The organism is Acinetobacter sp. Ac_3412, from assembly GCF_013072675.1.
In the GTDB taxonomy this organism is placed as follows: Bacteria; Pseudomonadota; Gammaproteobacteria; order Pseudomonadales; family Moraxellaceae; genus Acinetobacter; species Acinetobacter higginsii.
This window is the reverse complement of the sequence record NZ_LXUJ01000009.1, coordinates 549,156-575,738: the sequence shown is the minus strand read 5'-3', so window position 1 is coordinate 575,738 and position 26,583 is coordinate 549,156. Positions and strand designations below refer to the sequence as shown.

Below are 26,583 nucleotides of genomic sequence, written 5' to 3'. Positions count from 1 at the left end.
TATCTTATGGCAAAAATTAAATCCGTTTACAGATGTGAACAATGTGGTGCAGATCATCCCAAATGGGCTGGGCAATGTTCTGAATGCGGCGAATGGAATAGTTTACTGGAAGTCCGTGTCGAACCAGTGGTTACCCATCGTGGTCAACCTAAAATAGGCGGCTATGCGGGGCAAGCGGCCAGTATTACCACGCTCAATCAAGTTACAGTCTCCAATGAAACCCGTGTTCCGACAGGCATTAGCGAATTCGATCGTGTGCTTGGTGGTGGCCTAGTCATTGGTTCAGTTGTATTGATCGGTGGTGATCCTGGGATTGGCAAATCTACCATCCTGTTGCAAACGGCAACCCATATGGCCAGTAAAAAAAGCTCGGCGCTTTATGTGACGGGTGAAGAATCACTTTCACAGGTTGCCTTACGAGCTCAACGTTTAGATCTACCCACAGACTCACTTAAGGTGATGGCGGAAACCTGTGTCGAGCGCATTTGCGAAGTGTTGGCACAAGAACGCCCCGCTGTTGCAATTTTGGACTCAATTCAAACCTTATATACCGAAACACTGCAATCGGCACCTGGTGGAGTCTCACAAATCCGTGAATCTGCTGCCCTACTGACTCGATTTGCAAAGAATAGCGGCACTGCTTTATTCCTTGTGGGTCATGTCACTAAAGAAGGTGCCTTAGCAGGTCCACGTGTTTTAGAACATATGGTCGATTGTGTGCTTTATTTTGAAGGACAATCTGACTCTCGTTATCGCATGATACGTGCTGTGAAGAACCGTTTTGGTGCAGTCAATGAACTCGGTGTATTTGCGATGACCGATAAAGGTCTACGTGAAGTGGCCAATCCATCGGCGATTTTTCTGAGCCGCTATGATGAAGCCATTCCGGGTTCAATCGTGATGATTAGTCGTGAAGGGACTCGCCCACTACTAGTTGAGGTTCAGGCTCTCGTTGATGATGCGCATGGGCAACCCCGTCGAGTCGCTCTCGGCTTGGAACAAAACCGTTTAAATATGCTGCTGGCAGTCATGCATCGACATGGTGGCGTACAAACCTCAGGACAAGATGTCTATGTCAATGTAGTCGGTGGTTTAAAAATTACCGAGACGGGTTCTGACTTAGCGGTATTACTGGCATGTGCTTCAAGTTTAAGAGGCAAAGCCTTGCCACAGCAATTGGCAGTCTTTGGCGAAGTCGGGCTCTCGGGTGAAATTCGCCCTGTACCGAATGGTCAAGAACGCCTAAAAGAAGCAGCAAAACATGGCTTTAAGTATGTGATCTTACCTCGAGGAAATGCACCACAAAAGTCAATTGATGGCGTACAAATCATTGCTGTAGCCCGTTTGCATGAAGCCCTGACCGAAGCCATGCAGCTAAGTGATGAGTTGGGCTAATGGCTTGACATAAAAAAACATACTTTTGTTATTGAAATTCCATCGAAATACATGCATAAATACATTTACAAATTGGATTTAAATAGGAATTTTCGATGCAAGTACACCAGCGTGGCTTGATGGCAGCTCTTTTAATGGCAACTTTGGTTGCTGCACCGCTTGCGGAAGCAAAACGTGCAGGTGGCGGTAAAAGCCATGGCATGAGCAGATCTAGTTCATCTAGCCAATCTTACCAACCATCACGCCAAGCAACTCCAGCACCTCAACAACAAACTGCACCACAGAAATCTGGTCCAGGTGTTGGTACGATGGTTGCTGCTGGTGTTGCTGGTGCTGCGATTGGTGCTGTAGCAGCGAATGCATTAGCAGATGACAAGCAACAAAATCCAACAGCAACTGAGCAACAGGCTAATGCTCAAGCACAGCAACAGGAAGAAAAAGGTGGCATTCCTAGCTGGCTTTGGGTTCTTCTTGCTGCAGCGATCGCCTTCTTTGTTTTCCGCAAATTAGGCGCAAAAAAAAAATTAGCAGCCAATAATCCATACGCACCAAACAATGGGGGTCAAAATAACTTTGGCCGTCAAACCCCACCTCAGCCTGCAGCTCGCCAAACAGGTGATAACACCAACATCTTTGGTCAATCTGTAGCTGGTGGCGCTGCTGCTCCACAAGCGCCATTTGGTGCCGCATCAATGAGTAGTGGTAACCAATTACCAGATGGTACTGAACCTGCTGCATTCTTGCGTATCGCACGTCAACGTTTTAACCACATTCAGTCGGTAAACAGTGCGAGCAATGTCGAAGAAATTCGTCGTTATTTGACACCTGAACTTTATAATTCAATGTACAGCGACATTATGTCGAACCAAGACCAAGACGTTGCTGAATTCAGCAATCTCAATGCAATGGTTGTGGAAAGCTCTACTGAAAATGGTCAATACATCGTGAGCGTGCGTTTTACTGGTACGGTAAGTGAAGACTTAAATAGCTTGCCTCAACCATTTGCTGAAATCTGGCATTTTGTGAAGCCTGCTGGTTCACAACAAGATTGGGTTGTTGCAGGTATTCAACAAGCTTAATTTAACCCTTTAATTCTAAAAGAGCTGTTTCGACAGCTCTTTTTTATTGCCCGCCCTTTTGTCCATATAAAAAAAGCCACTCTCTATATCGGAGAATGGCGGAGTGTAAATAGAACAACACGTTATACTTATTATTACCGTGAAAACACAACCTAGCACGATCTGTCTATTGATACTAACGGATAAGCTCAAAGAAAAACCATTCCTCTTTTGGGGAATAAAAGCAACTTTATTGCGATCATTTATCCCAAGCTAACACCGCATTCAGCCATTCAGCCATTCAGCCATTCAGCCATTCAGCCATTCAGCCATTCAGCCATTCAGCCATTCAGCCATTCAGCCATTCAGCCATTCAGCCATTCAGCCATTCAGCCATTCAGCGCATCATAAATTGACAGAAGTATGCTGACCCACTTTAAAAGGACAACTCACACCTAAAATCAGACAATCTTGAAGAAAACGAAAGTAATAGACATAAAAAAGCTTTGCCGAAGCAAAGCCTTTAAATCTGATCTTTTTAAGTATTTAGGATCATGAAACAAACTGTAGGAACAACCAATATAGACCACCAGATAAGGTAATCGTTGCTGGTAAAGTAAAGATCCAAGCAGACAGAATTGTTCTAACCGTTGCGAAGTTTAGACCTGACTTATTGGCAACCATAGTACCTGCAACCGCACTGTTTAATACGTGTGTAGTTGATACTGGCATACCAAGACCATCCGCTGCTGCAATAGTACTCATCGCTACAAGCTCAGCAGACATACCCTGACCATAAGTCATATGGTTCTTACCAATACGCTCACCGACAGTCACAACAATACGCTTCCAGCCCACCATGGTACCTAGACCAAGCGCAAGAGCAACCGCAACTTTCACCCAGTTTGGAATGTACTGAAGGAATGAATCCAAGCTACTACGGTATTCTTTCACAACTTTAGCTTGGTCTTTATCCATTTCTGGCAAAGCTTCAGCTTTATCTAAACGCTTAAACGTTGTAGTGCTTAAATACATGTCATTGCGGATTTCGCTAACAGCAGCTTCAGGAATCGCCTTAAGATCGCCATAACCAGCAACACGTGTACCCAAGTGCTCTGTCATACTTGCTAACGCAGGTACAACTTCAGCCGTTTGTTCTTTGGTTTGGATATATTTAGTTAATACTTCACGCGCTTTCTCGTCTGTCAGCTCGTTTTGATTAACGTTTAAAACAGTTGCTGTTTTTGAAGAAAGCTGTTCAAAAGACTGTAAATGCTGCGCGTCTAAATTTTTGTTCAATGAATAAGCCAATGGAACTAACCCGATCAAGATCAACATGATTAAACCCATGCCTTTTTGACCATCGTTTGAACCGTGTGCAAAGCTCACACCTGTACAAGTAAAAATAAGAATTGCACGAATCACTGGTGGTGGTGGCTTGTTACCTTCTGGTGGCTGAAACAGCTCCATTTGGCGTTTAAATACTTTCTTCACCAACAAGAATAGAATTGCTGCAAATGCAAAACCAATCAATGGAGAGAATAATAATGCCTTACCAACTTTAATCACCTGATCCATATCAATACCACTACTGGTCGCGCCAGCAGACGCATTTAAAATATGGTTCATGATGCCCACACCCAAAATCGATCCGATTAAGGTATGTGAACTTGATGCAGGAATCCCCAAAAACCACGTTCCTAAATTCCATAGGATTGCCGCGATTAATAATGCAAAAACCATCGCAAAGCCAGCGCCGCTGCCGACATTCATGATCATTTCTACAGGGAGTAATGCAATAATACCGTATGCAACCGCACCACTCGCCACCATAACCCCAAGGAAGTTACAGAAGCCAGCCCACATCACTGCTGCTGGAGCAGGTAATGCATTGGTATAAATAACCGTCGCTACAGCATTCGCCGTATCGTGAAAACCATTTACAAATTCAAAGCCTAAAGCAATGAAAAGTGCCGTCGATAAAAGAATAACTGAATATAAACTTAAAGGCGGTACATGTGCCAAATCAGCACTGAGCTGAAAACCGATATAAATCAGTGTTGCAACAATAATTGTCAAAAACACCGGCATAAAGAATTTCGGTGTTGGTACATGTACATTCGTCGATTTTGCCTGAGAGCTGGCAAGCGGTGAATCCGAAACAGGAGGAAGATTAGAATTCATGTAGACGGTTAGAGGATAATAAAATCCCCTGTATTGTTTAATTAAATTATGACAATTATATGACAAAGGACTGTCACATAAAGCCAAAATTTCATGTTTTCATCACATTTTTTTGTATTTTCTTGCGATAAACCCGCTCCGACATTTACTTTAATCAATAAAAAACAATGCATTATAAAACTAAAAACAGCGATAGAACTGTTTGTCTGATTTTGCAACAAACGCTACGAAATATGACATTAGACTGTCACATTTCGAACTGGATGTTTTCTTTTTAAGCATTATTCAATTCAATTGTGACAACTTCATGAACATTTTATGACATTTTCTAAGTGACCCGATGAATCACTGTTCAAGCTTGCTGAAAATACGCGCTTTGACCTAGCTTCTGTTACAATGCCCCTGCTTTTTATCTTGATCATCAACTGGGGTTTCTGAATGTCCACGCTTACCACCCTACAATCACTTCTTGCCCAACGCATCCTGATTATTGATGGTGCAATGGGAACCATGATTCAACGCCATAAACTAGAAGAAGAAGATTATCGTGGTGAACGTTTTGCAGATTGGGCATCAGACCTTAAAGGCAATAACGATTTATTGGTTCTAACCCAACCTCAAATTATTCAAGGTATCCATGAAGCCTACTTGGATGCAGGTGCTGACATTATTGAAACCAACAGCTTTAACGGCACCCGTGTTTCAATGTCTGACTACCACATGGAAGACCTTGTTCCAGAGATTAACCGTGAAGCGGCGCGCTTAGCCAAAGCAGCATGTGAAAAATATTCAACCCCAGAGAAACCGCGTTTTGTTGCAGGCGTACTTGGCCCTACCTCACGTACCTGTTCGATTTCACCGAATGTGAACGACCCTGCATTCCGTAATATTACATTTGATGAATTAAAAGAAAATTATATTGAAGCTGCCCACGCCTTGATTGAAGGTGGTGCAGACATTCTCTTGATCGAAACTGTGTTCGACACCTTGAACTGTAAAGCCGCGATCTTCGCAGTCAAAGAAGTATTCAAGCAAATTGGTCATGAGCTGCCGTTGATGATTTCAGGCACCATTACCGATGCATCAGGTCGTACCTTAACAGGCCAAACTGCTGAAGCGTTCTGGAACTCAGTACGTCATGGTGATTTACTCTCAATCGGTTTTAACTGTGCCTTGGGTGCAGACGCGATGCGTCCACACGTAAAAACCATTGCTGATGTTGCTGATACTTTTGTCTCCGCGCATCCAAACGCAGGTTTACCGAATGCCTTCGGTGAATATGATGAAACACCTGAACAAACCGCAGCATTCATTAAAGAATTTGCTGAAAGCGGTTTGATCAATATTACAGGTGGTTGTTGTGGTACCACACCAGATCATATTCGTGCCATCTATAACGCAGTCAAAGACATTCAGCCACGCCAAATTCCTGAAACCAAACCTGCCTGCCGTTTAAGTGGTTTAGAACCATTTAACATTGATGATGATTCACTGTTCGTTAATGTCGGTGAACGTACTAACGTTACGGGTTCAAAAAAATTCCTGCGTCTCATCCGTGAAGAAAAGTTTGCCGAAGCTTTAGAAGTAGCTCAGCAACAAGTTGAAGCTGGTGCACAGATCATCGACATCAATATGGATGAAGGGATGCTGGATTCGCAAAATGCGATGGTACATTTCCTCAATTTAGTTGCATCTGAGCCAGATATCTCTCGTGTGCCAATCATGATTGACTCATCAAAATGGGAAATCATTGAAGCAGGCTTGAAGTGCGTACAAGGTAAACCTGTTGTTAACTCAATTTCATTGAAAGAAGGTTATGACGAGTTTGTCGAAAAGGCTCGCCTATGCCGTCAGTACGGTGCTGCGATTATTGTGATGGCCTTTGATGAAACAGGTCAGGCAGATACCGCTGCACGTAAGCGCGAAATCTGTAAACGTTCTTATGATGTGTTGGTTAATGAAGTGGGCTTCCCTGCTGAAGATATTATTTTTGACCCGAACGTGTTTGCCGTGGCAACAGGGATCGAAGAACACAATAACTATGGCGTCGACTTTATTGAAGCGACAGGCTGGATCAAACAGAACTTGCCGCATGCCATGATTTCAGGTGGTGTCTCTAACGTATCCTTCTCCTTCCGTGGTAATGAACCTGTGCGTGAAGCGATTCACTCGGTATTCCTTTACCATGCCATTAAGCAAGGCATGACCATGGGGATCGTGAACGCTGGCCAAATGGCGATTTATGACGATATTCCAAAAGAACTAAAAGATGCGGTTGAAGATGTTGTTCTGAATCAAAACCAAGGTGAATCAGGTCAAAATGCTACAGAAAAACTGCTTGAAGTCGCGGAAAAGTTCCGTGGTCATAGTGGCGCGCAGCGTGAAGCTGAAAACCTTGAATGGCGCAATGAGTCTGTAGAAAAACGTCTTGAATATGCCTTAGTTAAAGGTATCACCACTTATATTGATGAAGATACCGAAGAAGCTCGTTTAAAAGCCAAACGTCCACTCGATGTCATTGAAGGCGCATTGATGGATGGTATGAACGTGGTCGGTGACCTATTCGGTTCGGGTAAAATGTTCCTGCCACAAGTAGTGAAATCTGCACGTGTAATGAAACAAGCCGTAGCTTGGCTGAACCCGTATATCGAAGCTGAAAAAGGCAATGCACAATCCAAAGGCCGTGTTTTGATGGCAACCGTAAAAGGTGACGTACATGATATTGGTAAAAATATCGTAGGCGTAGTCTTGGGCTGTAATGGTTATGACATCGTTGACCTTGGTGTGATGGTACCAGCAGAAAAAATCTTGCAAACTGCGATTGATGAAAAATGTGACATCATTGGTTTGTCTGGTTTGATTACCCCGTCTTTGGATGAAATGGTGTTTGTTGCCAAAGAAATGCAACGTAAAGGCTTTAACATTCCTTTATTAATTGGTGGTGCAACTACATCGAAAGCGCATACCGCAGTGAAGATTGATCCTCAGTATCAAAATGATGCAGTGATCTATGTAGCTGATGCTTCCCGTGCGGTCGGTGTAGCAACCACCCTGCTATCAAAAGAAATGCGTGGCAATTTTATTGCAGAACACCGTGCTGAATATGCCAAGATTCGTGAACGTTTAGCCAACAAGCAACCAAAAGCAGCCAAACTCAGCTATGCTGAATCGATTGAAAATGGTTTCAAGGTGGATGACAACTATGTGCCACCGATTCCAAATAGTTTAGGTACGCAAGTCATTACCAATTATCCATTGGCGACCTTGGTTGAATACTTTGACTGGACGCCATTCTTTATCTCTTGGAGCTTGGCGGGCAAATTCCCGAAAATCCTGACAGATGAAGTCGTGGGTGAAGCAGCCACTGATTTATATAACCAAGCGCAAGCGATGCTGAAAGACATTATCAAGAATAATCGTTTTGATGCACGTGCGGTGTTTGGTCTATACCCCGCACAACGTACAGCTGCGGATACCGTCAGCGTGTTTGATGAAGCAGGTCAGAATGTTACGCATACCTTTGAGCATATTCGTCAGCAATCTGACAAAGTCACAGGCAAACCAAACCTATCTTTAGCAGACTTTATTAGCACTTCTAAAGAGAATACCGATTATCTCGGTGGTTTCACTGTATCAATCTTTGGTGCGGAAGAATTGGCAAATGAATATAAAGCCAAAGGTGATGATTACTCTGCAATCTTGGTTCAGTCTTTGGCCGATCGTTTTGCAGAAGCATTTGCTGAGCATCTGCATGAGCGTATCCGTAAAGAGTTCTGGGGCTATAAAGCTGATGAAACTCTGGACAATGAAGCGCTAATCAAAGAGAAGTATGTCGGTATTCGTCCTGCACCAGGTTACCCTGCTTGCCCAGAGCATTCTGAAAAAGCGGTATTATTTGATTGGTTAGGTTCGGAATCGAAGATCGGCACCAAATTGACTGAACACTTTGCGATGATGCCACCTTCTTCTGTCAGTGGTTTCTATTATTCGCACCCTGAAAGTGAATACTTTAACGTCGGTAAAATTTCTCAAGATCAGCTTGAGGATTATGCGAAACGTAAAGGCTGGACACTGGATGAAGCGAAGCGTTGGTTAGCACCGAATTTAGATGATTCGATTGCTTAATCTATAAGCCCCCCTCGATTGAGGGGGTTACTTTATGGCCTAACTACTTAAAATCCAAAACATAAAGGTCATGAATTATTAAGAAGAAATTGATTTTATCGTGTATAGTTCAACCTACAAGCATCTAATTACTCAAATTTTTATATTTAGAAAATCCCTCTCTCAAAGAAGCAATATATAAAAAATCTCATTTAAAAATAATTAGTTATCTAAAAATTATTAAAATTTTAAAGATTAACCATCAGCTTTAATTTTTTAAAAATATTCATCAGCCAATTTAAATAAGAATTAGGCTATGAACAGTTTATACAACAAATTTAAACCATAAAGGCAAAAAATTGATTTTATTTAATAATTTATTAAAAATAACATACTATAAAAGTTTAAATATAAAGGACATAGCAATGAACTTCTACTGGGAAATATCTAGATCACCTTATGAGTCACAATTTATTAAATCATCGACTGATTTTGGAAGTAAAAACAAATGCTACCTAATTGACCAATACTCTGGTAAACAGCCATCTATAATTAACGAGGAATTTATTAGAAATGAAAAAATAAGTTTCCCAATATTTCCTAGTGTTCTATTAGACTCAAACATTTCCAATGAAATAGTAAATTTTATAACTAAAGGTGAATGTAAAGATGGCGTTTATGATCTTATAAAATTTATGACAAAGGCTAATTGTGACTATTCATTATTGTTTTATTATTTAGAAAGCTTATGTAAAAGCAAAACCCCGGATAGCTTTTTAAAGTATGCTATTCAGGCTACAGAATGTCTATTAACACTTCACTCTATGGATTCAAAAATATTTTTGGAAAGTAATGAAATTCGAAGCAACCCAGATGCATTAAATTACTATTTAGATCTATATAAATCCGAAAACTTAAAAGAAGTTGCAACTAAAATAGTTACAGAATTCTCCCAAGAATATCCAAAGGATATAATAAATGAAAAATTAAAATTGATAGAAATAGCTTTAATTAAAATGTTACTTGTTAAAAAGTTTGAAATGAAAAATGCATCTCATGAAGAACAAATAAATAGTTTCATAGGATTTTTTAAAGATGTCTTAAAAATAAATCCTGCTAGAGAAATCCATTTTGCCATACATTACTTTCATGATGACAAAGATCAGCTATTAGAAGTACAAAGCAATACATCACTAAAAAAAGCTTTATCTAAAATAAAATCAACTGCTTGGGATTTATACTTACTTAGATTTCCTGAGAAATTTTTTAGCTTTAAAAACAAAGAACTAAATATTTTTTATATAGCAACACAAGAACACTCCCTTGCTAATCTAGCAAAATTATTCTCAATTGAACAAATTCATATTTTCGATAATAATATTTTTCCGTTAATAGCTTATGATATGTCTAACTTACCTGAAAACTTCAGCCCTCCCAAAATAGATCAGACTAGAATTAACAACCACTACAAAATACCTGACTATTTACACGAAAGCCTAGTTAATGAGTTAAAACGTCTACTAAAATAAATATATTTCACAAGCACTCAACTAGAGTGCTTAATTTTATTAAGCAACAAATATAATGTTTAAAACATAGTCGCATATTTTATAAAATCAATTATAAAAATAGAAAAATTTCACTAAATTTTGAAAAGCTAAAAACACTACAGCCCATTTAGAATAAGCGTGAGAAGCTTCTACTTACAAACCTTTATGCTTATCAATCAAATCTTCAAGATTCTGATAAACATGCAACACCCGATCTTTATGTGTTCGTGCATGATCCAAACGCTGCTCAGGATCAACCAAAAGCAAAGTGTGACCATCATCTATCAAGCGATCTATGCCTTCCAAAAACATGCGCTTTCCGACATCATGAATCAATGAAATCTGAGTCAAATCAATCACAATGCTACTGTTATCGACTGGCTCACATTGCAACGTTCGTAATAACATTTCCGCTTCAGTAAATTTCAATACTCCACGCAGTACGTAGACACTTAAAGAAGCATCTTTTCCGGTACGATAATGGCTTTGTACAATGGTTTGTGCGGAAGGTGTACCTTCCATCAAATGTAATCCCATATCACGGGAAAGTCGTTCCAAGATATCAATACCACGTACGCTATTGCCGTGTTCATCAAGCCGAGGAGAAAAAGCAGCAATACTCACCTGACCAGGTAACACACCCAAAATTCCACCTGCAACACCACTTTTGGCAGGAATACCAACCGTCGTGAGCCAATCTCCCGCAGCATCGTACATGCCACAGCTCATCATCACACTCAGGACTTGTCGTATCACTGCACGATTCAATAAACGCTTTCCTGTTTTAGGATCAACCCCACCATTGGCAAAAACACTGCCCATCCGTACTAGATCTTTGACAGTGACCAAGATCGCGCATTGACGAATATAACCATTCACAATATCAACAGGATCAGTTTCCAAAATCCCGACGGTACGCAACATATAACCAATCGAAAGGTTACGATAAGCCGTTTTCACCTCAGATTCGTAAACAGCATCATCAAATTGCAATTCACGCCCTGCCAGCTCGCTCATAAATCGACGTAAGATTTCTGCGCCTGATAGATCCTCTTTACTTGGAATCAATGAATGCGTGGTGATTGCACCTGAATTAATCATCGGATTTTTAGGACGGCGATCTTTACCCAATGAAATTTCATTAAAGGCTTCGCCCGAAGGCTCTACTCCAACTTTCTCTAATACCGCATCAATGCCAAGCTGTTGCAGCACATAGGCATAAGTAAACGGTTTAGACATCGACTGAATAGTGAATTCAATTTCATCATCGCCAACGGAATAAATTTCACCATCAACAGTAGACAATGCCAGCGCTAATCGGTTGGGATTGGCGTTGGCTAACTCAGGAATATAATCGGCGAGATGCCCACTGTTATCGATATCGCAGGCATCAATCACATGTGCCAAATAATCAGGAAGTGGAGTTTTCATGGTCATCTAGCCTTTAAATGTTTCAAGTTTTAATTTAAATCAGATCTTATAGTACAGAGGACGGATCATATTGAAATTATAGCTTTTGTAATGATTTTATGAGCTTATCAATATAACTAACTCAAACGTTCTACAAATAAAATGCCATCTAAATGATCCACCTCATGCTGAACGATTCGCGCAGGGAAACCCTCAAAAGCGGTTTCAACCACTTCACCTTGTAAAGTGTAATAAAGTACTTTGATTGCTTGTGCCCGTTCGACCTGCCCACGCTCATCTGGCACACTTAAACAGCCTTCTTCACCTAAACAAGACTCTTGGGAAAATGCCAAAATCTCAGGATTGACCATCACCACGGCATCCATTTCAGGTGCATCGGGATAACGCGGATTCGGACGAGACGCCACAATAATTAAGCGCTTAGAAATATAGACTTGTGGTGCTGCAATCCCAACTCCATTACGCTCCAACATGGTCGCATGCATGGCAGATGCCAATTGCAATAACCACTCACTGTTAAATTCCCCGTTTGCGACAGCTGCCGCTTTAATTTTTAAAACTTCTTCACCACGTTGTGCTACAGGTAGAATTACACTCATCCCACGCCCTTATCGTTATTTTGACCAAATAGTGAATATTATCGTATTGGATATTTTATCGCGTTACCATAATTTTCATTTAAGAATCTTGTCATAATATATTCGCGAAAAAAATAATGAATGGCAAAGCACATGAATGCAACCCAACTGTTTCTAGGTGTCATCTTTAGCTCGATTGGCTTAGGCTATTTTATGTATGGCAAAAAGCAGAAAATGACCGTGCCTTTGGTCTGTGGTTTAGTCTTGATGCTCTTTACCTATTTTATTGATAGTACGGCGATAATCAGTGTGATTGGTATCATCCTTTCAATCCTCCCCTATTTCCTGCGCTTCTAAATAAAAAAACTCCCCAAATGGAGAGCTTTCTTTTCTGCGAAAATTAAAGGTGCTTCTTTAATTCATCGGCCACGATCTCGATTTCAAGCGTGCTGAATTTACGAATTTCACCTTCTGCATGCTTCTCTAACATGCCACCAATCAATGGCACTTTAACTTTGACGGTCCATGTTAAAGAGATATTCACTTTTTCGCTGTCACCAGTGACACTGCGTTCACCCTTCGCTTCTAAAGGTAAGTTTGCACCCAATTCAACCGTCGAGGTTAAGTTTTTCAAATGGGTAATATCAGCACGTTTTAAACGGAACGCATTTTTTAATAATTTTTTCGCCACCTCTGGAATATTGACATCCAGATTATATTCACGGCGTAAGGTATAAATATCACCCTGAATATTCGATTCTATAATTTCCAAATTTTCACCCGGAATACGTTTACACACTGCTTCATGCAATGAAGTATCCGCGACCAGTCTTGAAAAGTCCTCAATTGAAACACCATGAATTGTTTCATTAACCGTAAATTGATGTGCCATTTTTAAATGTCCATTTCGTTTTATTAGGATTTCATCATTGCGCAAAAGTATAGCATTCTCATTTGCATCTCTAAATCTGATCAGACAAAAATGGATGACTGCTCGGATTAGTTATTTCTATTGTAATGATGCCGTATGCCTAATTTGACCGTGACCCGTTCCATACGACTGATATACAGATAATGATCCCCATATTCAATCACTGCATAAAACTGCTCCGCACCATCATCCAAACCTGTGGCTGACCACGTCGTCCCTTGCGGAAACTCATCTAACCAAGCCGCTTTATAAAAGTCTGAAACCGAATCAAAAATTAGATAATGCTCAGGATCGGCCATAATTTTAGCTGCCATCTGATCAAATTTTTGTTGTTTAAACGCCTCTAAACTTAGTAACACAAGTATTCCTTATCCATTTAAATACAGCTCAAATTTTGTGCTTCGATCTAAAGTTAATCTTAAGCTGAATTACAAAAATACAGTGATTTTCTTATCGCTCTATTTTGCTAGGGAATGTGCTGTTTTTCTACATTATTTTCAGCTTTATCATATATTTTGTGCTGCTACTGATTTGCTAGACCCATCTCAATATGTTATCAACCTATTATGCTTTATATTTTTTTTACAACGATAAACTATAAGGAGTAAACATGTCTTATCAAAATATTTTAGTCCCTGTTGATGACTCTCCAATTTCTTATGCCGCAGTCGAACATGCGCTTTCTCTAGCAAAATTATCAGGGGCACAAGTCACCATTCTCAGTGTAGTTGCAGTTGATCCATTTGTTGGCGTGGATTTTTATCAAGTGGCTCCTGCGATCACTGATCATTTTATGCAGGCCGAAGCACATGCCAAAACACAGCTTCAAGATATTGCCCAATCTTTTGTACGTGATGGTATTCAGGTGACAACCAAAATTCATCATGGTGTAGCCAGTGAAGGAATTATCTTTGTTGCCGATGAAGTCGGTGCTGATCTGATTATTATGGGTTCACATGGTCGCACAGGCGTAAAACGTTTATTGCTGGGTAGTGTGGCGCGTGCCGTTTTAACAGAATCACATATTCCCGTGCTGATTGTGAAGCAATAAAGATTTGCTTTAATAAAAAAACCTTGTGTCTCGATACAAGGTTTTTTTATTTTCTAGAATGCCTAAATCTGACCGCTTCGCCCCCCATATTGATCATTTACAACCCTGTTCTGCGATTTAAAAAGATGCTTCACTAGCAGTTGGACATTTATTTTCAAGTCAAAATAGTGAGTTGAATCAGCTTACTATTGCCAGAAAAAATGACCGTCAATAAAAACAGCACGTTTAAGAATAAGACACGGTTTTACAAGGATGATCAATATGAAACTCAATCCAATGGTGATTGGCCTGTGTGGGATATGTATCAGTACATTGAATCACGCAGCAGCACTGGACCAATCAGGACAATCCATTCTCCCTTTTCTGGAAAATGGTAACTATGTTGAAGTCAATGCGACAGCCGTTGATGCTGACATTTCGGGGAAAATCCGTAATCATCCGGGACTGGTCAATGATCCGCAGAATCTTAACTCAGGCAATATGGGCAATAGCTTTCAATACTATAGTGCCGCGCTCAAACTTCAACTGACTGATCGAATCAGCTTTGGTCTGCTCTATGACCAGCCTTTTGGTGCCGATATTCGCTATCCGATGCAATCGAATAACACCTTCTCGGACAATGAATTTACCCAGCAAGGTACATCGGTCAATGTTGATACTGAAAGCATTAGCATGATTTTGGGTGTCAGTCCTTTTAGCAATGTTCAACTCTATGGCGGCGCTGTCTATCAATCAGTCAAAGGTGATGTCGCGCTGCGTGGTAATTCATACAGTGAAGCCTTTAATGGCTATGATGCCAAATTTAAACAAGATCATGCAGTCGGTTGGCTGGCAGGCTTGAGTTATCAAATCCTAGATATTGCCTTAAAAGCTGCGCTGACCTATCGCTCCAAGATCGACCACGATATGCAAGTGACTGAGACCATGTTCGGTCAGCCTTTAGAAGTGACTACGCCAAGTAAAACCAAAATTTCGACACCACAATCGGTGAATGTTGATTTTCAAACAGGTGTGTATAAAGATACCCTGCTCTATACCAATCTACGTTGGGTCAACTGGAAAGATTTTCATATCCGCCCTACTCAATTTGGTGCAGTGACGGAATATCTCACTGGCGTAATCAGTGATGGTGCATATACAGGTGGTTTTGATTTAGACAGCTACCAAAAGGATCAATGGACAGTCAATGTCGGACTTGGACATCAGTTTACTGAAAAATGGAGTGCATCGACGGAAGTCAGTTGGGATTCAGGTACAGGCGATCCTGCATCTACATTAAATCCTACCAAAGGGTCTTGGGGTATTGGTCTAGGTGCTCAGTTTAATCCGGCCCCGAACTACTTTATTGCGGCAGGAGTTAAATACTTCTGGTTAGGTGATGTGGTTGCCGAAGACGGCACCTATTACATTCCTGTGCCGGGGATCAAACCTATTGCTGAACAAGCCGATTTTAAAGATAACAGCGCGATCGCTTATGGCTTAAAAATAGGCTATCGTTTTTAGTCACAAAAAACTCATCATGCTAAGTAGGAACAGATCTGCTTCTGGTGTTGCTCCTACTTGGCTATTTTCTGGCATTCAATCAGCGGATTAGCTTAGAATATCAAAGCATTATTTTAATAATGAATGCCATCTCTAGGAAAAATCCAATGAAAAAAATCGCTCTTGTCTTTTCAATATTTATATCTAGCTTCGTTTTTCCTTTTACTACTTTTGCCAATTCACCTGATCCCAAAGAAAGCATGGATATTTTTATTGGCACCCTAACCATTCAGGATAACAAAGCCATTTTAACGCGGTGCGATATTGCGCAGAATGAATATGTGTTGAAAGATGCAGATTGGTCTAAGCAAAAGGCCGTATCAGGTTTTCTATCCAAAGCGACAAAACTAAAACAGCCAATTTATGCAGAAGTCATCGCAGCGTATAAAAACGAAAAAGATATCAACATTCTATTGGTTGATTCCATTGAAAATCTGACTGAAGCGAAAAGCTGTCATTTGGCCGATTTATTTTAAGGCTCGCTATACACGGCAAGCTTTTAGCTCGAATATTGGTAATCGCAATACCGTTATTCACTAAACGTTTGCCATGTCTCAAAAGCATGTGCGTGATACAGCTTCAACTTGGAGAATTGAGGAATAATCGCTTCACTCTGGGTTGGTCTTAAAAATACAAAATCATCGACCTGAATATCACAATCCTTCGGTACATTAACCAATTCCTGATTACTACTACGCCCGTACAATGCATGGGTATGCGCTTGATCAGGATAGACATAATCAGCCAGCCAATAGCCCCCGTAAATAAACAGGGCCTTACATTTATGTGGCAATTTATCCAATAAAGACATAGATGGCAGTTGAGTAAATGGCAGTATTTTTAATACAGGCGCAGCAATCCATAACGCAGGCTGTAATGCCCTTAAGAAATCACTGTCAAAATCACTTGGTTTTAATAGCATTGAGCCAAAGGACAAATCATTACAGACACTTTCAGTGGTATGCAAGCTAAAGGTTGGGCTACCACCGCCATTAAAACACAGCTCATCATGCCACAGCGTTGGGAACTGTTTTTGAATCAGTTGTTGATAACGGGCATAGGTTTGCTGTGAACTGTGATAAGCCAGTTCAGGTTTTTTAATGATGGCTGGAATTTTAGTGACATGTGCATCATAACCCATCAAACCAGAAAGCTTTAAATACTGCGGATACTGTTGAATCAGCTTTAAAATTTCGGTCAGTTGCTGTGTCGACTGTACCCCACCACGATGTAAACCAACATCAATTTCAATATTCACATCTAAGCAAAGAGAATAGAGCTGAGCGATCTCGAGATATTGCTGTAAGCGTTGCTTGGTATCAATCAGCCATTGAATTTTGGCATTCGACCACTCCGCATACTGATCAAAAAAATGACGCACTGCTTGAGCAGGCATCGGTTTACCCAACAAAATATCGGCTTCGGCAAAATTTTCTAAGATCGAAATAATATGTGGTTGATGAAATACCATAAAGCGTTGCGTATTGATCTGTTCAGATAACAACTTAAGTAGGTCTAGGCTTGCTAATGATTTCACGACCAAGCGTGCTTTTAAATGTTTGGCATGAGCGAGACGAATCTGAACATGCTGAATATTTTGTTTTAACGCTGCTTCATCGATGATCAGTTGCGGAGTCGCAATCCCCTGCTTTTTTAGGTTGAGATTGAGTTGCTTAAAATAATGATCCAACATGGCTATACCTTTCTCAATAAATTAAATAAACATTTAAGTCGAACCCAAGTTAAAACTAACCTAAAAACAGCTTTTCCAGATAGGGATTTAAAAACTTGGCTTCTGGGTCCAACTGCTGACGCAAAGCCATAAAATCATCCCACTTTGGATATAAAGCTCGAAGTTGTGTGCTGGTCATATGATGCATTTTACCCCAATGCGGACGTCCCTGATATTTTTGCAAGATTGGCTCAACCACATCAAAAATTAATCGTGGATCTTGTTTATGGTATTGATGCACCGAGATCGAAATGGAATCCTGCTGATAAAACGGACTGAGCCAGATATCATCACCCTTCACAAAGCGGAATTCGAGCGGAAAAAAGGTGGCAACTTTATACTTTCTTAAGGCATGCAATACTTCATCCAGACATTCAACTCCACGATCAACAGCAATCTGATATTCCATTTCATTGAACTTAGTATTACGCGGTGTTGGAAATATCTTGCTCGACCAATCGATATAGGTGGTCGGTTTGACAAAGATGCCTAATAGTTTCTGTAAATAAGGATTCAACGAAGGAAAGTTTTCGGTCAGTTCTGAACACAAAGTCAGCAAAGTATCATCCGATGGAAAGTTTTCCTTCCGTGGCAAAACCGCTTCATCGGTCTCATCTAAGGTTTTCAGCATCAACTGCTTTTCATGAGAAAATACAAAGCACTCGATATGTCGATGCTGATGCTTCCATTGCTGAATATGCTGCATCATGTCTTCTACTGGACAAAGTTCGATATGTTCTTTGAGTTTATAGCGCGGGCGATTCTGCATGGTGATCTTAGTCAAGATTCCCAAACTGCCCAGAGAAACCCGTCCTGCGGTAAAGATTTCAGGATGCTCTGTACGACTACATTTTAGAATTTCACCTGAAGCCGTCAATAACTCAAAAGCTTCAACATAGGCTGAAATACAATGCAAATCTGCACCTGTCCCATGTGTGCCTGTGGAGACAGCCCCCGCTAGACTTTGCTGATCAATATCGCCCTGATTCATCAAAGCCTGATTGATGGATTGCTGTTGCAGATGTTGATCTAGGTCATATAAACGCGTACCCGCATAAATGCTGCTCTGACATCGATCAATATCTGTCGATGCAATGCCTGCAATATGATCCAAAGACAATAAGGTTGCATCAGTACAGACTAACGGCGTAAATGAATGTCCTGCACCGACTACCCTTATTTTTTGTTGCGCTTTAACAATGGACTGTAGTTCTTGCACATTGGCTGGTTGTAAAATCTGTTTCGGCATAGATTTTTGGAAACCTGACCAGTTCGTCCAGATGCCTTGTGTTAAATCACTCATACTGCCTCTCCTTGGCTAACGGCAGTTTTTAAATTGCCATGATTGGTGCGTTTTGCGAGTTCCTGTGTTGGAATCGGTTGAGGTCGTGTCATTTCATCGTAATGACGTTTATTTTTCTCTAATAACAATTGTTCTGTTAAGCCTTTGAATTTGCTCTGACAGGCAGCTAGCGTCCATTGACCAAATAAGGTATGCCCACCTTCATAGGCTTGCGCTTGGTATTCTTCATAGGTCGTGACATAACCCATATAATCATTACAGTAGGATGCTAACCAAACTCTTTCAATTGAAGGATGTACGGCAAGTGTCTGTTTAACGGTGTCGACTACACGTTGCCCTGCAATAGTCGTAAATTCGCCTGGGCAGCAAATCAAAGCCAATTGACCTAATCTCAGAATCTGTAAAGGAACCACGCTCGGGACTAAAGGACTGTGCTGAATCGCTCCAGCTTTCACTTGTCTGTTCATTTCTGCAATCAACGGATCAAGAATACTCGGTGGAAAACCAATCGGTTGACCTAAAATCTTTTTGGCACCCGCTTCTAGTAGTATCTGTTTCGGCCCTTGAGAGGTATACAACTGTTGATAGTCTGCAAAATCAGCTGCTTTTGAATGCTTGGTTTTTTGTTTTCGAAATTGATCCGCTAAAAATTGCATCCCCATAATTAAGGGTTTGGGTGCACCTAAACCATCGACAGGCGTACCTGCAAAAAATGCGGTGCCATGACAAGGCTGACTGGTCTTGGCATGCTTTTGCCCCGTTGCAAACTCATCTGGAATTTCAATATTGCTCAGGTCTACATAGGACAAAACTGCATCGATCTTGCCTTCGACTCTATGTAATTTTTTAGGAATATTTGACTGTAAAGCCGTCAAAGCCAGTTCACTTTGATAACGCCCATTTTGTTGAGCGTATTGATATTCCTGCTCGCCTTTAATCTTATTGCGAATCTTAAGCTGATCTTTGCCATGAAAATGCGGTGATACATCTCCCGCAGTTGCTTGAGCAAAAATCGTGACTGGATTTTGAATCCCTTGCTCAGTTAAAGCCTGCTCAGAGAATGCGGCTGCGTAGCCTTTATTATCACCATCATAGGCGTTTAAAGAATTTCCCAAACAGGTTGCATGTACACCAAATAAAGAAATGAAGGACTGTAGTTTTTGTTCACGGTAGAAACCAATCAACTGCATTTCTCGGTTCAAAGCTAAATGCGTTTCAGCTTCGGTACGCGGCAAAACCTCTGGATTCCGATTATACGCGTTGATTGAACGATTCCATGCGACAGGTGTCTGTTCTGGAAAATGCTGTGTACTGATAAAAATTTCAGTGTCTTGTTCAGACGCAATCGCATTTTGAATACTCTGTACAATCGCCTCAACAATTGCGTTTAAATGCTCAGGCACAAAACCAGGGGTTGGCATATTATATAGAGCTTCATGACCACAACCACCAGGTCCTGAGTGAGTATGGGTTGCCATGAGGACCAATTGATTTTCATCAAATGGTGAATCTAGAATTTGTGTGAGTCGTGCTACGGTTTGGCTGCGTATGGCATGGGTAATACAACCTATGTCCAGACAACAGATGAGTAATCGGTTATGTTGTTGATCGACAATACTCACGCTACGCGCAAATAAAGCTGTGCGCTGCTCATAGGCCCGATGTGACCATTGCCCATAACCAAACATGGCATAGCCTTTCGGTGTAATTTTGATTTGCTGCTTGTCCCAACCCACCTGATACATCACGACTTCCTTTCAATTCTTTTTCTAACTGTGTTAAAGCATGTTGAAAGTTAATCAAAATTATGCGATACCCAACAGGGTTAAAGACACTTTTCTTTGGGGGGCAAAACGGACTTATGCCTATACGCAGCAACTGTAAAAATGAACAACAGCAATTTATTCCACCCACCATTCTGGCGAGCCTAATCCATTATGCAGAGCAGCAACAGTGGGATTATGCTGTATGGTTTCAGAATTCAGGTTTAGACATTGCACAAATACAGCAAACCCAAGCTGTGGTTCGTTTTAGCCAACTCTGTGATGTGGTTGGTCAAGCCATGACCACCTATCAACAACCGAACCTAGGCTTAAAGCTTGGCAGTAGCGAAGGTCTGATTTCGATGGGGATTTTGGGCTTTGCCATGCAATCCTGTAAAACGGTTGCAGATGCTTTAGACATTGCGCTGCGCTACCATCGGATTTCTGGCAGTGTCTTGAATATCGACTTTTCTATCCACGCTGATCTTTGTGAATTGGAAGTCACCGAACCCTATCCCTGCAATGCACTCAAAGCCTTTTTCTATGATGAATTATTTAGCAGCATCATCACTTGTTTAAATGCAATGCTGGGTGATCATGATGATGTGATCAGTCTTGAGCTCAGCTATTTAGCAAGCGAATATCAACAACAATATATCGAACTCTTTGGCTGCCCAATCCAGTTTAACAGTGATAAAAATATCATGCGCTTTAGCAGCAGCCTGTTACAGCGTAGCTTAAAAAATTACAGTCCTGCCAACTACGCAACTGCCATTCAGATCTGTGAACAGGCCTTAAAAGAAATAGACCAGCTCAACCAAGTTGGCTATGTACATTTACTCGATCATTTGATTGAACAGCATTTACCTGAACGCTTTGAGATGCAGCAAGCTGCGGAACATTTAGGTATCAGCGAACGCCATTTAAGACGGCAATTATTATTGGAAGGTCTGAGTTTTCAACAAGTTCGGCAAAATGTGCTGGAGCGTAAAGCTAAGAAATTACTGGAACAGAGCCTATCCATGAGTGAGATTAGCCTGCAATTAGGCTTTAGCGAATTACGTGAATTCCGACGTGCCTTTAAACGTTGGACCGGACAAGCGCCTTCGGTCTATAAACAAGAGACTCACCTTACTTAAATGATTATTTCGTAATGCCTACTCATATAAAATGAACATATCTCAGAAATTACTGGTGCTACAGGTCATCCACAACCTGCGTGAGATTAATCAAATGCCATTTCTGCGATTAATTTAAAGAGATGATGGAAGTAAACAGGTTTTGTGGATGACAAAGTTTTTGGTTACTTTTTTAAAAAAGTAACTCCAGCCGAAGGCAAATCCTAAAATAGGATGAGATTCCCGTAAGAATCCACAACGACGATCGAACTATAAAATAAAAAAAAGCTCAGGATTTTACCCAAGCTTTCTCATTTAAATCAAACCTTAACTCGCTGCCTGATAAAACGGCACATCACCATTAATCGTGGCACGATGCATAATCCGATGCGCATCACCATAATCAAATAACGCCTTATGCTGTGTACAACGATTATCCCAAATCGCCACATCACCTGCCTGCCACTGCCAACGTAAATGAAACTGTTCATTGGTTGCATGCGCAAATAAGTACTGTAGCAATTCAGCGCTTTCAGTTTCATCGAGCTCATTAATACGCGTAGTAAAACCTTCACTCACAAACAAAATTGGCTGACCCGTTACCGGATGCGTTCTCACCACAGGATGAACAACAGGTGGATTACGCTTAAAGGTTTCTTCCAGTTTTTTACGCTCAACATCGTTATGCGCAAAACGTTCAATCGGGAAAGACTGACGAATATCATGCGTTGCGGTTAAGCCTTTTAACTTTTGCTGCAAACCTTGATCCAATGCAGCAAATGCAGCTGCGCCACTCGACCAAAGCGTATCACCACCGACAGGTGGAATCTTGATGGCTTGTAATACACAACCCAATGGCGGTTTCTGACTGAAAGTCACATCGGTGTGCCATAGTTCATTGTCACGTAAGTCTTGTTTCCAGCTATCCAATACAATGATTTCAGGCACATTATCAATAGATGGATAGATCGGATGGATGTGCAAAGAACCAAAACCACGCGCAAGCTCAGCTTGTGCCTGAGGTGCAAGCTGCTGGTTGCGGAAGAAAATCACATGATGATCCAGCAAAGCCTGTTGAATTTGTTGCGTAGTATTTTCATCAGCCGTGTTTAAGTCAACATCGTGAATAATTGCACCGATTGTTGGTTTAATAACTTCAATATTTAAGGTCATCTTCTACTACTCACACTTATAACTGTTGGCCATACCAAGGAGATAATTGCTTCTGTAACCAACGCAAAAACAATTCAAAACTAACGGCGACAATCGCAATCACAATAATGCCCAGAACTACTGTATCGGTGATCAGGAACTGTGCCGCAGACTGCACCATAAAACCGATACCGCGATCTGCTGCGACTAATTCCGAAGCCACTAGAGTCGACCAGCCCACACCTAAACCAATACGAACACCCGTTAAAATATGCGGTAAGGCCGTCGGCAGAATCACATGCCAAAACACTTGTGATTGGCTTGCCCCTAAAGATAAGGCAGCACGTTCACGATTGAGCTGATGGCTCAGCACACCATGGGTACTACTGATAATCACAGGTGCAAGGATCGAAAAGAAAATCAAAAGGACTTTGGTGGTTTCACCGATCCCGAACCAGATCACCAATAGTGGCAAATAAGCCAAAGGTGGAATCGGACGCAATAACTCAACCAATGGATCAAGCACGGCACGAACCCACTTATTCAGCCCCATCCATAAACCTAAAGGTACACCAATCGCAATCGCAGCAACCAAGGCCAATAAGACACGAGAAATACTCGCGGCCAAATGCTGCCACAAGGTGGCTTTCATAAAACCTTGCTGACTGACCTCAAGAAACTTCTGCCATACCGCTTGAGGGCTCGGCAAAAATAGACTTGGGACAATTTTTAATGCCGTGATCAAATACCAAATCACTAATACGCTCAAGACACTGGTAAGACTGAGCGCTAAACTGCGATGACGAATAAAAAAAGCCCCAATTGCACTAAAAACCGAACCTGACTGTGCTTGATTCGTCGATTGCAGTTCCTCGGCCTTGCTCACCTCATAGGCTGTATTTTTTGCTTGCCCCGTCATACAGCCACCTCATGCCCTGCTTGTTTCTGCACACGTAGGCGTTCAAACAATTGCTCACGTAATTGAATAAATTTTGGATCCGATTTAATCGCACGAATCGATTCGCCTTGCTTATAACGCTCTGCAAAATCCAGTTTTAAAGTTTCGACAATCTTACCTGGACGAGCCGTCATCAACACCAATTGATTACTCAGCAATAGTGCTTCTTCAATGTCATGTGTAATCAGGAAGAAGGATTTATTTTGTTCAATCCATAAGTCCAGCACCAACTGCTGCATGGTTTCACGAGTAAAAGCATCAAGCGCAGCAAAAGGCTCATCCAGTAAAATGAATGCAGCATGGCTGATCAAAGCACGAGCAATCCCAACCCGTTGTTTCATGCCACCTGACAATTCCCAAATATTGGCTTTAGCCACATGACTCAAGCCGACAATTTTAAGAATTGCATTGACTTGCTGTTGAATTTCTTGCTCTTTTAAACCTTTGAGCTGCAAAGCAAAACCGATATTTTCAGAGACATTTAACCAAGGTAATAGCGCATGATCCTGAAATACCACCGCACGGCGTGCATCTGGCGCAGTCACTACTTCATGATCCAGTGTAATCTGCCCCGAACTTGGCTTTTGAAAACCCGCCAAAATATTCAGTAATGTTGTTTTACCACAACCAGACTCACCCAAAATCACAGTCAAAGTGCCTTCTTCAATCTTCAGATTGATATCTTGTAATACAGGCACGGTCTGTTTTGGAAAGGTTAAATGAAGATGCTCGGCAGCTAATACGCTCATTTAGATCTCCTATGGCTGTAAGAATTGGGTGGTGACATTACCTTGATAATCAGGTTTTACTTGATCTACCTTGCCTTGGCTTTTGAGGAAGGTTGCTGTATCGAAAATATTTTTAGCGAACTCACCCGCTAAAGTTGCGTGTTGTTGCGGACCATTCAGATAAATATTGCCTGACAACAGTAAAGGAATATCTTTCACATCGGAGCCTGTCAGCTGAGCAATTTTCTGGATATTGTCCGTATTTTGTTCAAATGCTTTTGGATCCTGCTGATACGCTTCAACTTGTTTCAAGCTGGTTTTTACGAATGCTTTTAAGAACTCTGGATTTTTTTCAGCGAAATCTTTACGAACCACCCATAAATCATAGGTTGGTGCACCCCACTCGCCGACTTGTTTCGAGTCTGTTAATACATGACCACTGGCTTTGACTTTACTTAATGCAGGTTCCCAAACATAAGTTGCATCGATATCACCACGCTCCCAAGCTGCTGTGATTTCTGGTGGACGTAAGTTAATAATCTTGACTTGGTTATCCGCAATATTCCAATGCTTGAGCGCTGACAATAAGCTGTAATGCGTGGTTGAAACGAATGGTACGGCAATGGTTTTACCAATCAAATCTTGAGGGTTTTTAATGCCTGATTTATTACTCACCACCAATGCCTCTGAACCACCTAATTTAGCCGTCACCAGAAATACTTCAATCGGTAAATCACGACTTGCAGCAGCAGCTAGAGGACTAGAACCGATATTGCCGATCACCACATCACCCGAAGCCAATGCATTGACCACATCTGAACCTGCATCAAATTTACGCCATTGAATTGCTTGATTACTATCACGTTCATAATCACCATTGGCTTGTGCAACCTTGGTTGGATCCACACCAGTTTGATAGGCAATCACTACTGCCTTGTTATTTTTAGACTGAACAGGTGCAGCATCTTTTTGATTTTGATAGACAATAAAAGCAACAATCGCCACAAGGACGATCGCTGTAACAATTAGCGGCTTAGAGTTTTTGATGCCCATAATTAGATGATCTTTCAACAATATAGGCTTATGGTATGCGGCATGCTTTATGATTAAAAATAAGAAAAAGTGAGTTGCTTATTCCTTTATGAGATAAGAATAAGACTTAGGCAATTTTTGCTGTTTTTATATTCAATTGGTTTATTTTTAGTGTTGTTTCATTTAATTTCCCAACTAAGCCTTTTAAATATTTATCCCTCTGTTTAATTGAAAAGTAAAATATTTAATCCTGATAATTTCATCTCTAAATTAAATAAGCATTTTCATTTTAAAATATAGCTCCAAACTATATTCCGAATAAGTCAATAAAAACCTATTATTTATCAAAAATAGATATATAAATAAATTTTGCTTATTTTCCTGAATATAAAAACAGTCCTAAGATAAAAACATCATCCCGCTGATGTATGAAAGGTTATAAAAATGAATGCTCAATTTGATTCTACTGATATAGCAGAATCGACATCTACGATTCACGGTTTATCAAAAAATCCACAAGATATCTTAGCGCGTGCGCAACATTATGCTGAAGAAAATGAACTCGATTTCACTGGCAGCGTACCCCCACCTGAAGCTTGGTATTTGGTTGAACAAGGTCTTGCAGTATTGGTCGATGTACGTACCAATGAAGAACGCAAATTTGTCGGCTATGTCCCTGAAAGTATCCACGTTGCATGGGCAACGGGCACATCATTTAACCGAAACCCACGCTTTCTAAAAGAACTGGATAGCAAAGTTGGCAAAGACAAAACCATTTTACTGCTCTGCCGTAGTGGTAAACGCTCAGCTTTAGCGGCTGCAGCAGCATTTAGTGCAGGTTTTGCTCAAGTTTATAACGTGCAAGAAGGCTTTGAAGGTGATTTAAACGAGCAACAACAACGTAATCAAAGCAATGGCTGGCGTACACATCAGTTACCTTGGTTACAAGACTAATGCTGCTTTTTTAAGCAAT

Annotated in this window: 23 protein-coding genes; 11 read left to right on the top strand and 12 right to left on the bottom strand. The window is 41.0% G+C overall.

The genetic code is table 11. The annotated features are described in order from the left end of the window. Positions 1–6: 6 nt before the first annotated feature. The 3 genes from radA to A7P54_RS10870 all read left to right on the top strand — a co-directional run bounded on the left by radA (position 7) and on the right by A7P54_RS10870 (position 2,864). On the top strand, positions 7–1,395 hold the full coding sequence (gene radA, locus A7P54_RS10880) for a DNA repair protein RadA (RefSeq protein ID WP_004805571.1): 1,389 nt from the start codon (positions 7–9) through the stop codon (positions 1,393–1,395). 95 nt (positions 1,396–1,490) lie between these two features. Then, positions 1,491–2,474: a Tim44-like domain-containing protein gene (locus tag A7P54_RS10875; protein ID WP_171549583.1), complete on the top strand. Its 984-nt coding sequence runs from the start codon at positions 1,491–1,493 to the stop codon at positions 2,472–2,474. Between the two features lie 210 nt (positions 2,475–2,684). Next, positions 2,685–2,864, top strand: coding sequence for a hypothetical protein (locus A7P54_RS10870; protein WP_171549317.1), 180 nt, complete (start codon positions 2,685–2,687; stop codon positions 2,862–2,864). A 141-nt stretch (positions 2,865–3,005) separates the two neighbouring features. Here the strand turns inward: A7P54_RS10870 and A7P54_RS10865 are convergent, their stop codons facing one another. Next, positions 3,006–4,637 (bottom strand): inorganic phosphate transporter, encoded by a 1,632-nt coding sequence (locus A7P54_RS10865; RefSeq protein WP_005190284.1) that lies wholly within the window; start codon positions 4,635–4,637, stop codon positions 3,006–3,008. A gap of 438 nt (positions 4,638–5,075) precedes the next feature. Here A7P54_RS10865 and metH point away from each other — a divergent pair, with 438 nt between their 5' ends. Next, the gene (gene metH / locus A7P54_RS10860) at positions 5,076–8,762 is read left to right on the top strand and encodes a methionine synthase (RefSeq protein ID WP_171549582.1); all 3,687 of its coding nucleotides are present in this window, start codon (positions 5,076–5,078) and stop codon (positions 8,760–8,762) included. Positions 8,763–9,166: 404 nt separating this feature from the next. Beyond that, entirely contained in the window at positions 9,167–10,270 is a 1,104-nt protein-coding gene (locus tag A7P54_RS10855; RefSeq protein WP_171549581.1) for a hypothetical protein, read from the top strand. A 174-nt stretch (positions 10,271–10,444) separates the two neighbouring features. Here the strand turns inward: A7P54_RS10855 and A7P54_RS10850 are convergent, their stop codons facing one another. After that, a complete protein-coding gene (locus tag A7P54_RS10850; protein ID WP_171549580.1) occupies positions 10,445–11,722 on the bottom strand; it encodes a glutaminase in 1,278 nt (425 codons plus the stop codon). A gap of 116 nt (positions 11,723–11,838) precedes the next feature. Beyond that, positions 11,839–12,321 (bottom strand): peptide deformylase, encoded by a 483-nt coding sequence (gene def, locus A7P54_RS10845; protein ID WP_171549579.1) that lies wholly within the window; start codon positions 12,319–12,321, stop codon positions 11,839–11,841. A 132-nt stretch (positions 12,322–12,453) separates the two neighbouring features. On the opposite strand from def, the gene A7P54_RS10840 reads away from it, so the two are divergent. After that, on the top strand, positions 12,454–12,657 hold the full coding sequence (locus A7P54_RS10840) for a hypothetical protein (RefSeq protein ID WP_017401986.1): 204 nt from the start codon (positions 12,454–12,456) through the stop codon (positions 12,655–12,657). 43 nt (positions 12,658–12,700) lie between these two features. On the opposite strand, the gene A7P54_RS10835 is transcribed toward A7P54_RS10840, so the two are convergent. Together A7P54_RS10835 and A7P54_RS10830 are read right to left on the bottom strand one after the other, a co-directional pair. Continuing rightward, on the bottom strand, positions 12,701–13,192 hold the full coding sequence (locus tag A7P54_RS10835; RefSeq protein WP_004654699.1) for a DUF2505 family protein: 492 nt from the start codon (positions 13,190–13,192) through the stop codon (positions 12,701–12,703). Between the two features lie 107 nt (positions 13,193–13,299). Beyond that, positions 13,300–13,590, bottom strand: coding sequence for a hypothetical protein (locus tag A7P54_RS10830; RefSeq protein ID WP_171549578.1), 291 nt, complete (start codon positions 13,588–13,590; stop codon positions 13,300–13,302). Positions 13,591–13,841: 251 nt separating this feature from the next. Here A7P54_RS10830 and A7P54_RS10825 point away from each other — a divergent pair, with 251 nt between their 5' ends. The 3 genes from A7P54_RS10825 (at position 13,842) to A7P54_RS10815 (ending at position 16,300) form a co-directional block, all read left to right on the top strand. Then, positions 13,842–14,282, top strand: a complete 441-nt coding sequence (locus tag A7P54_RS10825) for a universal stress protein (RefSeq protein WP_171549577.1) — start codon at positions 13,842–13,844, stop codon at positions 14,280–14,282. A 261-nt stretch (positions 14,283–14,543) separates the two neighbouring features. Then, a complete protein-coding gene (locus tag A7P54_RS10820; RefSeq protein ID WP_171549576.1) occupies positions 14,544–15,785 on the top strand; it encodes an outer membrane protein transport protein in 1,242 nt (413 codons plus the stop codon). Positions 15,786–15,931: 146 nt separating this feature from the next. Next, on the top strand, positions 15,932–16,300 hold the full coding sequence (locus A7P54_RS10815) for a hypothetical protein (protein WP_004654703.1): 369 nt from the start codon (positions 15,932–15,934) through the stop codon (positions 16,298–16,300). A gap of 53 nt (positions 16,301–16,353) precedes the next feature. Here the strand turns inward: A7P54_RS10815 and A7P54_RS10810 are convergent, their stop codons facing one another. From A7P54_RS10810 to A7P54_RS10800, 3 genes are read right to left on the bottom strand one after another with little or no spacing between them, the layout of a single operon-like run. Then, positions 16,354–17,517 (bottom strand): alanine racemase, encoded by a 1,164-nt coding sequence (locus A7P54_RS10810; protein WP_171549575.1) that lies wholly within the window; start codon positions 17,515–17,517, stop codon positions 16,354–16,356. Between the two features lie 55 nt (positions 17,518–17,572). Then, entirely contained in the window at positions 17,573–18,859 is a 1,287-nt protein-coding gene (locus A7P54_RS10805; RefSeq protein ID WP_171549574.1) for a D-arabinono-1,4-lactone oxidase, read from the bottom strand. After that, positions 18,856–20,604, bottom strand: coding sequence for a neutral/alkaline non-lysosomal ceramidase N-terminal domain-containing protein (locus A7P54_RS10800; RefSeq protein WP_171549573.1), 1,749 nt, complete (start codon positions 20,602–20,604; stop codon positions 18,856–18,858). The genes A7P54_RS10805 and A7P54_RS10800 overlap by 4 nt, the downstream gene beginning before the upstream one ends. A gap of 62 nt (positions 20,605–20,666) precedes the next feature. On the opposite strand from A7P54_RS10800, the gene A7P54_RS10795 reads away from it, so the two are divergent. Continuing rightward, positions 20,667–21,761 carry an AraC family transcriptional regulator gene (locus A7P54_RS10795; protein WP_171549572.1) on the top strand — a complete coding sequence of 365 codons (1,095 nt, stop codon included), beginning with the start codon at positions 20,667–20,669 and terminating at the stop codon, positions 21,759–21,761. A 306-nt stretch (positions 21,762–22,067) separates the two neighbouring features. Here the strand turns inward: A7P54_RS10795 and tauD are convergent, their stop codons facing one another. From tauD to tauA, 4 genes are read right to left on the bottom strand one after another with little or no spacing between them, the layout of a single operon-like run. Next, positions 22,068–22,913 (bottom strand): taurine dioxygenase, encoded by an 846-nt coding sequence (tauD, locus tag A7P54_RS10790; RefSeq protein WP_151714796.1) that lies wholly within the window; start codon positions 22,911–22,913, stop codon positions 22,068–22,070. Between the two features lie 16 nt (positions 22,914–22,929). After that, on the bottom strand, positions 22,930–23,811 hold the full coding sequence (tauC, locus tag A7P54_RS10785) for a taurine ABC transporter permease TauC (RefSeq protein ID WP_005321897.1): 882 nt from the start codon (positions 23,809–23,811) through the stop codon (positions 22,930–22,932). Continuing rightward, positions 23,808–24,599, bottom strand: a complete 792-nt coding sequence (locus tag A7P54_RS10780) for an ATP-binding cassette domain-containing protein (protein WP_171549571.1) — start codon at positions 24,597–24,599, stop codon at positions 23,808–23,810. The genes tauC and A7P54_RS10780 overlap by 4 nt, the downstream gene beginning before the upstream one ends. A gap of 9 nt (positions 24,600–24,608) precedes the next feature. Next, positions 24,609–25,649 (bottom strand): taurine ABC transporter substrate-binding protein, encoded by a 1,041-nt coding sequence (gene tauA / locus A7P54_RS10775; protein WP_171549570.1) that lies wholly within the window; start codon positions 25,647–25,649, stop codon positions 24,609–24,611. 405 nt (positions 25,650–26,054) lie between these two features. On the opposite strand from tauA, the gene A7P54_RS10770 reads away from it, so the two are divergent. Next, positions 26,055–26,564, top strand: a complete 510-nt coding sequence (locus tag A7P54_RS10770; protein ID WP_004805540.1) for a rhodanese-like domain-containing protein — start codon at positions 26,055–26,057, stop codon at positions 26,562–26,564. Positions 26,565–26,583: the final 19 nt, after the last annotated feature.